Source organism: Rhizobium sp. AN73, assembly GCF_030757975.1.
Lineage (GTDB): Bacteria > Pseudomonadota > Alphaproteobacteria > Rhizobiales > Rhizobiaceae > Agrobacterium > Agrobacterium arsenijevicii.
In genome coordinates this window covers 561,576-573,724 of record NZ_JARWME010000002.1, presented here as the reverse complement: position 1 = coordinate 573,724, position 12,149 = coordinate 561,576, and the positions used below count along the sequence as shown (strand labels likewise).

Annotated in this window: 10 protein-coding genes; 4 read left to right on the top strand and 6 right to left on the bottom strand. The window is 59.9% G+C overall.

Annotated features, from left to right (window positions below; all coding sequences use genetic code 11):
* Window positions 1-214: 214 nt before the first annotated feature.
* Window positions 215-1,351: a hypothetical protein gene (locus RBH10_RS12580; RefSeq protein ID WP_306180633.1), complete on the top strand. Its 1,137-nt coding sequence runs from the start codon at window positions 215-217 to the stop codon at window positions 1,349-1,351.
* Between the two features lie 72 nt (window positions 1,352-1,423).
* Here RBH10_RS12580 and ilvN read toward each other — a convergent pair whose 3' ends face one another.
* Complete coding sequence (gene ilvN, locus RBH10_RS12575) at window positions 1,424-1,996, bottom strand: acetolactate synthase small subunit (RefSeq protein ID WP_003513099.1); 573 nt, start codon at window positions 1,994-1,996, stop codon at window positions 1,424-1,426.
* Between the two features lie 19 nt (window positions 1,997-2,015).
* A complete protein-coding gene (locus RBH10_RS12570) occupies window positions 2,016-3,809 on the bottom strand; it encodes an acetolactate synthase 3 large subunit (RefSeq protein WP_281036977.1) in 1,794 nt (597 codons plus the stop codon).
* 381 nt (window positions 3,810-4,190) lie between these two features.
* On the opposite strand from RBH10_RS12570, the gene RBH10_RS12565 reads away from it, so the two are divergent.
* Window positions 4,191-6,197 carry an ATP-binding protein gene (locus RBH10_RS12565; protein ID WP_281036978.1) on the top strand — a complete coding sequence of 669 codons (2,007 nt, stop codon included), beginning with the start codon at window positions 4,191-4,193 and terminating at the stop codon, window positions 6,195-6,197.
* Between the two features lie 9 nt (window positions 6,198-6,206).
* Here the strand turns inward: RBH10_RS12565 and miaA are convergent, their stop codons facing one another.
* Window positions 6,207-7,103 carry a tRNA (adenosine(37)-N6)-dimethylallyltransferase MiaA gene (gene miaA / locus RBH10_RS12560; RefSeq protein ID WP_281036979.1) on the bottom strand — a complete coding sequence of 299 codons (897 nt, stop codon included), beginning with the start codon at window positions 7,101-7,103 and terminating at the stop codon, window positions 6,207-6,209.
* Between miaA and serB the strand changes: the two genes are divergently transcribed.
* The gene (gene serB / locus RBH10_RS12555) at window positions 7,102-7,992 is read left to right on the top strand and encodes a phosphoserine phosphatase SerB (RefSeq protein ID WP_281036980.1); all 891 of its coding nucleotides are present in this window, start codon (window positions 7,102-7,104) and stop codon (window positions 7,990-7,992) included. The two genes, miaA and serB, sit on opposite strands and share 2 nt — an antisense overlap.
* A complete protein-coding gene (locus RBH10_RS12550; protein WP_281036981.1) occupies window positions 7,989-8,561 on the top strand; it encodes a GNAT family N-acetyltransferase in 573 nt (190 codons plus the stop codon). Before serB ends, RBH10_RS12550 begins: the two co-directional genes overlap by 4 nt.
* A 26-nt stretch (window positions 8,562-8,587) precedes the next feature.
* On the opposite strand, the gene RBH10_RS12545 is transcribed toward RBH10_RS12550, so the two are convergent.
* The 3 genes from RBH10_RS12545 to hflC form a co-directional block, all read right to left on the bottom strand.
* The gene (locus tag RBH10_RS12545; protein WP_281036982.1) at window positions 8,588-9,337 is read right to left on the bottom strand and encodes an SDR family oxidoreductase; all 750 of its coding nucleotides are present in this window, start codon (window positions 9,335-9,337) and stop codon (window positions 8,588-8,590) included.
* Between the two features lie 89 nt (window positions 9,338-9,426).
* Window positions 9,427-10,968, bottom strand: a complete 1,542-nt coding sequence (locus RBH10_RS12540) for a Do family serine endopeptidase (RefSeq protein ID WP_281036983.1) — start codon at window positions 10,966-10,968, stop codon at window positions 9,427-9,429.
* 262 nt (window positions 10,969-11,230) lie between these two features.
* Entirely contained in the window at window positions 11,231-12,148 is a 918-nt protein-coding gene (hflC, locus tag RBH10_RS12535) for a protease modulator HflC (RefSeq protein ID WP_045016942.1), read from the bottom strand.
* Between the last annotated feature and the right edge of the window lies 1 nt (window position 12,149).

Below are 12,149 nucleotides of genomic sequence, written 5' to 3'. Positions count from 1 at the left end.
ACTTTATCGCCAACCGGGTACTCTTTGAAATGTAAACGTCGAGGCACAAAGAGCGAAATATGGGCGCGGGTGCATATCAGCACACAAACATGCTAATAATCATAATCGCATGTAAATAAAAATGTGACATTGATTAAATTACGTGAGTTCTATTTACGAGAGATCAACCCGTATACGTGAATATACTGGAATACTCATCAGGATCACCAGTATTATGATCGGGAAATATACCAACCAGATGCAAGCAGCCATCCTTTTGGAAGGCAACATCACCTCCTCACCATTGCCAGATCTGGTCAAGCAGTTCCAGACCGTGTTCAACCGGCTCGGCATCGGCCTGACGTGCCCCGCAATATCTCCGGCTTATGTGCAGATGTTCGGGCCGAACGATCTCCAGATCGCTATCGAGTTCATGGCGCGGCCGGCGGATCATGGCGTTTTCGCTCCCACTCTTGGCTCGCCGATCTCCGTCATGCTTGTGCCCGATGCCGCAGAGCGGATCCGGCGCCACAAATCCCATATACTGGTCTATGTCCAGCACGGTGTGTTTGGCGGAGTGATGCAGGAAAAGGGTATTGCGGACCTGTTCAACCAGATCGGCATGCACCAGCCTGGCCATTCGCTTGCCGAATTTCTCGAGCGGATCAGGGTCCTGTCGATCGCCTGCGAAACGATCTGCGCAAACACGCAAGCAGGCCTTATCCACTGGACGCAGAGCAACATGGTGTTTCCTGCGGAGAGTTTCACGACATTTGTGGAAGAGCCGATAGGCCCACTGACGGTTCATCCCCGCATTTACAGTGAAACGTCGTCGCGGGGCACTACGGAACAATGCATCGGCATCCACACCCTGGGGGCCGCAGACTACATCGGGCGGGAAATCCACATGGAAGCCGCGCCGGTTCCCTGGACGGAGCTATATGCGGGCGCCCTGAGTTTCATCAAAATTGCTACCCATAAAAACGGATACATTATCCCCGATAACGACACCTTCGGGGTGGAAGACGATTCCGTTTCCTTCCGGGTTCGCCATGTCGAAGCAAAATCCGGACAAGGCTTGCCGGATCACTACCAACTAACCCTTCGCTACTCCCGTGAACATGGCTATACGACGCAGGATGCCAAACGCCGGCTAACGGTTCCGGGTGGTGTCAACGGCGTTGAACAGCTGATCGGCACGGCAACGCCGGAAGCACGGGCCGAGCTTCGCAAAATGCGCGAAAGCGAGGCGCTGGCCGAAGGTATCGGCGGCCGTCTCGTCGTGACACGACCTGCGGATGAGCCATCGCAGAACCCCGGCCGTACCGGAAACGCACGCATCATTCCCTTTGGAAAACGCACAGGACTGTAGTTGGGAAAACGACAAGCCCGCGACGTAGCGCGGGCTTGGATAATTCCGGGGCATTTGCCTCGTGTGCGAAGATCACATCCCCTGCGAACCACGGTTCATCGCCGCAATACCCGTGCGGCAGATCTCGATCAGGCCGAGCGGCTTGATGATGGCCACGAACTGGTCGATCTTGGACGACTTGCCGGTGATTTCGAAGATGAAATGCTCGACTGTCGCGTCTACGACCTTGGCCTGAAACGCATCGGCAAGGCGCAGCGTCTCGGCGCGGGCCTCGCCCGAACCGGCAACCTTGATGAGCGCCACTTCGCGCTCGATCGGCCGTTCCTGCCCGAGTTCCCGGGCGCGGACGGTGAGATCAAGAACCCGGTGCACTGGAACGATGCGTTCCAGCTGCGCCTTGATCTGCTCCAGCACGATCGGCGTGCCGCGCGTTACGATGGTGATGCGCGACAGATGCGCTTCGTGTTCCGTTTCCGAAACCGTCAGGCTTTCGATGTTGTAGCCCCGACCGGAAAACAGGCCGATGACCCGGGCGAGAACGCCCGGCTCGTTGCTGACGAGAACCGACAGCGTGTGATTTTCGACGGCAGCCGTTTCCTTCTGGATGAAATAGGCGGAGCCGGTGGGTTGTAGGTGTGCGTTCATGTCCTTTTCCTCTCCCGGCTCAGACTAGCTGACGGCCCTTGGCATCGATGGCGTTGGCAACAGCTTCATCCGTCGCCTCATCCGGCAACAGCATCTCGTTATGGGCTTTACCAGATGGGATCATCGGGAAGCAATTGGCGAGATTGGCGACGCGGCAATCGAAGATGACCGGTCTGTTGACCGCGATCATCTCGGCGATCTTGTCGTCCAGTTCCTTCGGATCGTCGCAATACATGCCAACCGCGCCATAGGCTTCCGCCAGCTTGACGAAATCAGGCATGGCTTCCGTATAGGAGTTGGACAGGCGGTTGCCGTGCAGCAATTGCTGCCACTGCCGCACCATGCCCATATACTGGTTGTTCAGGATGAAAATCTTCACCGGCAAACCGTACTGGATGGCGCAGGACATTTCCTGGATGCACATCTGGATCGATGCGTCACCGGCAATGTCGATGACCAGGGCTTCAGGATGCGCGACCTGCACACCGATGGCCGCCGGCAGGCCGTATCCCATGGTGCCGAGACCGCCCGATGTCATCCAGTGGTTCGGCTCCTCGAAGCCGAAGAACTGCGCCGCCCACATCTGGTGCTGGCCGACTTCGGTGGTGATGAAGGTCTCGCGTCCCTTCGATGCCTCATAGAGCCGCTGCAATGCATATTGCGGCATGATGACATCTTTGGAGTTCTTGTAGGCGAAGGAGTTGCGGGCGCGCCAGCGCTCGATCTGCGTCCACCAGTCCGCCGTCTGCGCTTTTTCCGGCTTCTTCGGCAGGGCACGCCACAGGCGAACCATATCCTCCAGAACATTGCCGACATCGCCGATGATCGGCACGTCGACACGTACGGTCTTGTTGATCGAGGACGGATCGATGTCGATGTGGATCTTCTTGGAATTCGGCGAAAACGCATTCAGGCGTCCGGTAATACGGTCGTCGAAACGCGCGCCGATGCAGACCAGAACGTCGCAATCATGCATCGTCATATTGGCTTCGTAGGAACCGTGCATGCCCAGCATGCCGAGCCAGTTCTTGCCGGAAGCCGGATAGGCGCCGAGGCCCATCAGCGTCGAGGTAATCGGGAAACCGGTCAGCTCCACCAGCTCGCGCAGCAGCCTTGTGGCAGCCGGGCCGGAATTGATGACGCCGCCGCCGGTGTAGAAGACGGGCTTTTTCGCCTTGGACATCAGTTCGATGGCCGCGTGAATGGCATTGAGGTCGCCCTGAACCTTCGGCTTGTAGCTCTCATGCTGGATAGCGGCGGAAGGCGGCGTGTAGGTGCCGGTGGCGAACTGGACGTCCTTCGGGATATCGACAACGACGGGGCCGGGACGACCCGTCTGCGCAATGCGGAAGGCCTCGTGGATGATGCCCGCCAGCTCGTTGACGTCCTTTACCAGCCAGTTGTGCTTGGTGCAGGGGCGCGTGATGCCGACGGTGTCACATTCCTGAAACGCGTCGGAGCCGATCAGCGATGTCGGAACCTGGCCGGAGAGGCAGACGAGCGGAATGGAATCCATCAGCGCATCCTGCAGCGGGGTTACCGCATTGGTGGCGCCGGGACCTGACGTGACGAGCATGACACCGACCTTGCCGGTGGAGCGGGCATAACCTTCGGCGGCATGGCCGGCACCCTGCTCATGGCGCACGAGAATGTGCTGGATCTCTTCCTGCTGGAAAATCTCGTCGTAGATCGGAAGCACGGCACCGCCCGGATAACCGAAGATGTGCTCGACACCGTTGTCCTTCAGCGCCTGCAGAACGATCTCCGCACCAGTCATGCGATTGCTGTTTTCCGTATTGTCCTTATCCGTCATTGCCTGTTTCCATCCCGCTTTGGCTTTGGATATCGAGGAGCCCGAGGGCCTGTTTGAAGACATAAAAAAAGGCCCCTAGAGGAGCCTCGTTCAGCGCATGGGTGCTTTCGCCGGATGGTTACACCATCCTGCCCATGCGCCGTCCCACCACGATAAGTACGTTAAGATTTTTCATGGGGCGGAGTGTTAGCCAGAAAACCCCCAGCCGTCAACGCATATTGCGGAAAAAATCGGCGGCGGTTTATTTTATTGCTCGAAGTGGCCTTGCGACGAAATTTTCGAACGTAAACGGTACACATGTTGTTAAATATAATCTTTTATGATCGAAGACGCAGATACTGCCCGAACCACCGCGATCATCCGCATGTAACGGGATAAGACGTGAATAACGACGAGTTTCATAAAGCGTCCCGCATGGACGACAACGAGCGGCGAGCAGGCGAACAGCCGGCAAACCGCATGCTGGGCCGCGTCATAGCCTGCAACGGCGCACATGCGACCATATCCGCCGAAACGGAACCCGGTTCCACCGATGTCTCGCAACTCTGGTCCGTCGGGCGCCTGATCTCCATCGAAATGGGAACGAGCAGGGTCGCCGCGCTGGTATACGCCATGCGTACCGGCGAAGAACATTGGTCGTCGGACAGGCCGAACAGGCTGCTGATCGACGTGGAACTCGTCGGCGAAGTCTACCGCACCGAAGACGGCAGCGAGCGCTTCTCCACCGGCATTTCCCGCTACCCCTATCTGGGTGCGGTCGCACATCGCATCCGCACAACAGACCTTTCCAAGATCTACGACAGCGGCAAGCGCGATACCTGCGTCATCGGCAAGCTCACGCAGGACGACACGATCGGTGCGGCCATCAGCATTCCGCAAATGCTCGCAAAACATTTCGCCGTCGTCGGATCGACCGGCGTGGGTAAAACCACCGCGGTCTCCCTGCTTTTGAACAAGGCGATCGAGACCGATCCGAAGCTGCGCGTCCTCATTCTCGATCCGCACAATGAATTCGCCGCCGCTTTTCCCGATCATTCTGTAGTCATCGATACCGACACGCTGGACCTCCCCTTCTGGCTGATGCGCCTTGAGGAATTCGCGGAAGTAATCTTCCGAGGCCGCAAGCCCGAGCCGGAAGAGATGGACGTTCTGCGCGATCTCATCCCGGAGGCGAAAAAGGCGTTTCGCGGTACGGAAGGCTCCGCCGTTCGCCGCACATCCGACAAAAGCGCGATTACGCCGGATACGCCGGTGCCTTACCGCATGGCCGATCTTCTGGCTCTCATCGACGAGCGTATCGGACGGCTGGAAGGGCGTGGCGAAAAACCGGCGCTGCGCTCCCTGAAGGGCCGCATCCTCTCGGCCATCAACGACACGCGCTACAATTTCATGTTCTCCAGCAATACGATCAGCGACACCATTCTGGAAACGGTGGCGCATATCTTCCGTATTCCCGGCGAAGGCAAGCCGATTTCGGTTTTCCAGCTGTCCGGCATCCCCTCCGAAGTGGTGAACTCGGTGGTCTCTGTGCTCTGCCGCATGTCCTTCGAACTGGCGGTGCTGGCGCGCGGGTCGCTGCATATGCTTGTCGTCTGCGAAGAAGCGCACCGTTATGTTCCGGCCGACCCTGAGCGCGGATTTTTCCCCACCCGGCAATCGATCGCGCAGATCGCCAAGGAAGGCCGCAAATACGGCATTTCGCTCGGCGTCATCAGCCAGCGGCCAAGCGAGTTGGACCAGACCATCCTGTCGCAATGCTCGACCGTTTTCGCCATGCGGCTGTCGAACGAGATCGACCAGAAGATCATTCTGTCTGCCGTGCCGAATGCCTCGACCTCGACCACCAGCTTTCTCTCTTCCATCGGCAATGGCGAGGCCATCGCCTTCGGCGAGGCGGTGGGCGTGCCGATGCGCATGCGCTTCGACCGCGTATCGACAGCCAAATTGCCGAAGGCGAATGGCGCAACCACCCACGCGACCCACGAAACGCCCGATACCGTCGATCTGAACACCATCGTCACCCGCATGCGCGCTGCAGCCAAACCGGTCATCACCGGCTTCCAGCAGAGCGTCGAAGCGGCTTTTTCCGACCTGCCGGAACCGATGCCCGCCCCCAGAGAGGCGGACGACATCGACCGCTGGAAGCGCGAATTGGGGACAGCCGCAACGGACGGATACGAACCTTACCGCCCCGACATGCTGCCCGGACGCGCGACCTCAGCGCCGCAAAACCCAGCAACCGCGCCGGATACCGGAGCCATCAACGAGTTGCGTAAGGCCGGTTTCCAGATGCACGCACAGAATGGCCCGCCCCCCGGCGACGCACGCCCGTCGCTGCGGGAAAGCCTGCTGAAAAAGCCGCTCGGCAGTCTCTACCGTAAGGATTAACGCCAGCCTTTACGGCTGGATACGGACCCAGTCCGCACCCATCTGGTTGCGGAACCAGGTCATCTGCCTCTTGGCATATTGGCGGGTCGCGGCCGCCGATTTCTCGATCACCTCGGCCTCGCTCATACGGCCGGCCAGCATATCGGCGATCTGGGTAACGCCGATCGCCTTCATCACTGTGGCGTCAGGTGCAAGGTCGAGCGCGAGAAGAGCCTTCACCTCTTCCACCGCACCACTCTCCATCATGGTTTCGAAACGCCGGTTGATCCGGTCATGCAGCACAGGCCTTTCCGGCAGGACGACGAATTTTTGCGCCCTGTCCGGATCGACGATCACCGGGCCACTGGCCTTTTGGAAATACCGGATCGACTTTCCGGTCGCCTCGATGACCTCAAGCGCCCGGACGATCCGCTGGCCGTCCCCCGGCTGCAGCCCCTGCGCCATCGCAGGATCGCGCTGCGACAATTCCGCGTGAAGGACCGCCGCCCCTTCTTCGAGCAACCGGGCACGCAGCCTGTCGCGTATGACGTCGGGAATGGTGGGCATATCGGAAAGTCCACCCGTCAGCGCCTTGAAATAAAGCCCGGTACCGCCGACAATAACGGGAAAACGCCCTTGCTTGCGCAAATCGGGAAGCAGGGCCGAAATCTCACGCAACCATTCGCCCGTGGAATAGAGGCTGCTCGCCGGCACGTGGCCGTAGAGCAGATGCGGCACACCCTCCATTTCCTCTTGGGATGGCCGGGCGGTCAGTACCCTCAGCGTGTCGTAAACCTGCATGCTGTCGGCATTGATGACGACACCGTTCCGCTCCCGAGCCAAACGAAGCGCAAGCGCGGACTTGCCGCTTGCCGTCGGGCCGGTTATCAGGATCGCATCAAAATTCTCATCAAGGTTTTTCATCATGGCTTTCGTTGCCACGCTTATCGCCAATCCGTCAAATCCTGTTCTGACACCGGCCCTCGGCGAAGCGGCCGCCAACGCCGTAAAAGCCTCCGGTCTTTACTGGCTGGCCGATGGCATCGCCTGCGATATTGCCCTGCCAGAAGGAACGGATGCGGAGCAGGCCCGCAACGCCATTGCCGGCACGCTTGCCGGCCAGCCGATCGATATCGTGGTGCAAGAGCAGGATAAACGGCGCAAGAAGCTTCTGATCGCCGATATGGATTCGACCATGATCGGCCAGGAGTGCATTGACGAACTGGCCGCCGAAGTGGGATTGAAAGACAAGGTCTCCACCATCACCGCCCGCGCCATGAATGGCGAGATCGCCTTCGAACCGGCGCTCAGGGAACGCGTGGCGCTGCTGAAGGGCCTGCCGGTCTCGGTTATCGATGACGTCATCGAAAAGCGCATCACGCTTACGCCCGGCGGCAAGGAGCTGATCGCAACCATGAAGGCGAAGGGTTATTACACCGCGCTCGTTTCCGGCGGCTTCACGGTCTTCACCGGCCGCGTCGCGGCCATGCTGGGTTTTGATGAGAACCGCGCCAATCTTCTCGGCGAGGCCAATGGTGAGCTTGATGGCACCGTTGCCGAACCGATCCTCGGCAAACAGGCCAAGGTCGACGCACTGAACGATATCGCGGCAAAGCTCGGCATTTCGCCGGAAGAGGCGATGGCGGTCGGTGATGGCGCCAACGATCTCGGCATGCTGCATGTGGCCGGCGCGGGCGTTGCCCTGCACGCCAAGCCCGCAGTCGCAGCCGAGGCGCAGATGCGCATCGACCATGGCGATCTGACCGCGCTCCTTTACATTCAGGGTTACCGCAAGACGGATTTTGTCACCCCATGATCATCCACGAAACACCCAGACTCATTCTGCGCGAGTGGAAGGAGAGCGACCGCGACCTGTTCCGCGAAATCAACGCTGACGAAAAGGTCATGGAATTTTTTCCCTTCCGCCGCAGCCATGCGGAGGCGGATGCCGTTCTCGAAACCATCAATGGCATGATCCGCGGCAGCGGTTATGGCTTTTATGCCATGGAACTGCGCGAGACCGGTGAAGCGATGGGGTTCTGCGGCATATCGCCGGTCATGAACCTCGATCCGCCCTTCCCGCTCGGAACCATGGAAATCGGCTGGCGGCTGGCCACCCGTTTCTGGGGGCACGGCTATGTCACGGAAGCCGCGCAGTCGCTGCTCGCCATGGCCTTCGATGAAAAGGAAACGCCGGAAATCGTCTCCTTCGCCGTCCATAACAACCAGCGCTCAACCCGGGTGATGGAACGCATTGGCCTGAAGCGTGACCCGTCACGCGACTTCGACCATCCGCGCGTGCCGGAGGATACCCACCCGCATCTGCGCCCGCATGTGACCTACGCGCTGACATTGCAGGAGTGGCGGGAACGGCAGGCGCGGTAACGCCCTCGCCCGCCAATCCCACAAGCTTACTTCACCGCCGCATTGCCGCCATCGGCAAACAGCGCCGCCCCGGCAACGAAGCTCGACATTGGGCTGGCAAGGAAGAGCGCGGCCTGCGCCAGTTCTTCCGGCTCGGCAATGCGTTTCATCGCATGCAGACCCGCAGCCCATTCCTTCTGGGCTGCATCTCCCGCCATTGGCGTATCGACCCCACCCGCCAGCACCGCATTGGCGCGAATGCCCTGCACGGCATAATCGGCGGTAATGCCTTTCACCAGTCCCATCAGTGCGGCCTTCGATGTGCCGTAAGCCGCCATGCCGGGTATGCCGGCACTGGTGCCGACGAAGCTGGAGGTGAAGACGACCGAGCCGCCGCCCCGCTTCAACATCAGCGGAATCTGGCTGCGCGCACCCAAAAATGCGGATGTGAGATTGGCGGTGAGCACATAATCCCATTCCTCGGGAGAAATCTCCGCAAGCGGCTTCATGGCGCCGACTGCGCCGGCATTGTTGACGGCGATATCGAGACCGCCAAAGACGGTTGTGGCCGCATCCGTCAGCCGGGCATGGGTTTCCGCAAGGCAGACATCACCCACAACGGTGTGGACACGCCCGCCGGTCTGGCGAATGGCGGCAGCCACATCCTCCAGCGCCGTAGCACCGCGCGCATTGATGATGACGGCGGCACCCTGCTCGGCAAACAGCCTTGCCGTCGCCCGGCCGATGCCGGATGACGCGCCTGTAATGATCGCAATCTTGTTTTCGAGTAATTTCATATCCCTGGCCTCCTGTGTTCGGAGACCAAGGGATAGAGACCGCGCCTGCCCACAACCACCCGATTCCTGACGGATCGGGCGAAATGCGTTTATTCCAGCGGCAGTGCCACAACACGCAGATTGCCCTGCGCATCGGCAACCATCATATGCGCATTCTTGCGACCTTCGGATTTCAGGCCGTTGACACGCACCAGCACGTCACCCGGAACCTCCATGAAGTCCTGTCCGACTTCGACGATGACATCGCCCGGTTTCATGCCCTTCTGCTCGGCCGGCGAACCCGGATCGACGCTGGCGACGAGCACGCCTTCGACGCTTTCGGCAATGCCCTTCTCCGTCCGCAGCTCGTTGCTCAGCACCACGAGGTTCATGCCGAGCACGCGCTGTGGCGCTTCACGCACCTCCGGCGTCTGGTCCTGCGCCTGATCGTCAGCGCCGCCCTTGTCATCAGGCACAGCCATGCCGCCGTCGCCGTCCTCGGCCTGCGGATCGTCGGTCGCGGCCTTTTCGTCCGGCGCGTCCTGCAACTGGCCAAGTTTCACCTTGACGGTCTCTTCCTTGCCATCACGGAAGACCACCACATCGACCTCCTTGCCGACCGGGCTTTCCGCCACGATCCTCAAGAGGTCTCTCATCTCGTGAATATCCTTGCCGTCGAACTTCAGCACGACGTCACCGGCCTGAATCGGGCCGTTTTCCACCGGACCACCCTTGGCCACACCGGAAATCAGGGCGCCCTTGGCGCTTTCCATACCAAGGCTTGCAGCCACGTCATCGGTAACGGGCTGGACGCGAACGCCGAGCCAGCCACGGCGGGTCTCACCGAATTCGATCAGCTGCTCGACGATATTCTGGGCGAGTTCCGTCGGAACCGCGAAACCGATGCCGATCGAACCGCCGCTCGGCGAAATGATCGCCGTATTGATGCCGATCACCTCGCCCTTCATGTTGAAGAGCGGGCCGCCGGAATTGCCCTTGTTGATCGCCGCATCCGTCTGGATGAAGTTGTCATAGGGTCCGGCATTGATGTTGCGACCGCGCGCCGAGACGACGCCGACGGTCAGCGACCCGCCGAGACCGAAGGGATTGCCGACGGCCATCACCCAGTCGCCGATGCGCATACTGCGCGAATCGCCGAACTTGACGGCCTTCAACGGAGCCTTCGGTTCCACCTTCAAAACGGAAAGGTCCGTCTTCGTGTCGGTACCGACCAGCGTTGCCTTCAGCTTCGAACCGTTCGGGAAAATCACCTCGATGGCATCCGCGCCCTCGATGACGTGGTTGTTGGTGACGATGTAGCCGGCCGGATCGATAACGAAGCCGGATCCCAGCGAATTGACCTTGTCGCCGCCTTCCGGTTTCTGGTTGTCGAAATAATCCTTGAAGAATTCCTGGAAAGGCGAGCCTTCCGGCAGCTTCGGCGGAACAGGTCCCTTGCCGTCGGTCTTGACGTTCTGCGACGTCGAAATATTCACCACCGCATCGAGCAGCGGCTCGGCAAGATCGGCCACCGATGCCGGCCCATGGCTCTGCGCCCATGCCGCAACCGGTGCCGAAAGGCTACCCGCCACAAGCGCGATGCCCGCGACTGCGGCAATGCTGCGAAAAGGCGAAAGAAGGGTCACGGCCATAAGCGTCCTCGCGTTTCAAATAGTTTCGCCCTGCTATATCGTCAAAGCATAAGGCGGAATGATGAAGTGTAAAAATACCTTTTCGTGAACAGCAGCGGCTGCCTTGTTCACTGCCTACAGCATCGGCGCGAAAACGGATATCCCTTTCAGGGCACGGGACAACAGGATTTTGTCCCGTTTTCAGCTTTGTACCCGCCCAGCCATCAGCTCAAAAAGAAAGGGCCGGTAAAAACCGGCCCCTCCATCATTATTTGATCCGCTATCAGTTCGCCGGCGCTGGTTTGGCCGGAGCCGTGGACGGAGCGCCGTCGATGTTGTTGAAATAACGGAAGAAGGTCGAGTCCGGGGAAAGGACCAGCGTGGTGCCGGTTCCAGTCAGCGAACTGGCATAGGCCGCCATGGAACGATAGAACTCGAAGAAGCTCGGGTCGCGCTGGAAAGCCTCACCGAAGACCTTGTTACGCTGCGCATCGCCTTCACCGCGCAGTACTTCGGACTGGCGTTGGGCATCGGACTCGAATTCCACGACCTGACGGTCGGCAATAGCGCGGCGACGCTGTGCCGCCTCGTTACCGCGGGCGCGGATCAGTTCGGCTTCGGCCAGACGTTCCGACTTCATGCGCTCGAAGGTCTGCTGCGACACTTCCTGCGTCAGATCGGTACGGCGGATGCGGACATCCACGATGCTGATGCCGAGCGATTCCGCGTCGGGGCGCAGGTCGTCACGCACTTCCTGCATCATCGATGCACGCGCATCCGAGAGTGCCGATTCAAAGCCGCGAAGACCGTAGACCCGGCGCAACGATGCGTCGAGACGGGTGCGAAGACGCGATTCAGCCGACATCTGATCGCCGGAGACCGTTTGCCGGAAGCGGCGCGCATCCGTGATGCGATAGACCACAAAGGCGTCAACCTCGTAGAACTTGCCGCCGGAGACCTGAACACGAATGTTGTCGTGATCGAAGCGCAGCGCCCGGTTCTCGATATATTGCACCCGGTCGGCATCCATGAAGGCGAAGGGCAGCTTGAAATAGAGGCCCGGCGCCGTTTTCACGTCCTGGATCTGACCGAAGCGCACAACGATGGCCTGCTGGCGCTCGGTGACGACGAAGATCGATGAATAGGCGAGGAAAAGCACGGCGGCGAGACCGACGAGAATGGCCGTAAGACGGTTGCCCATA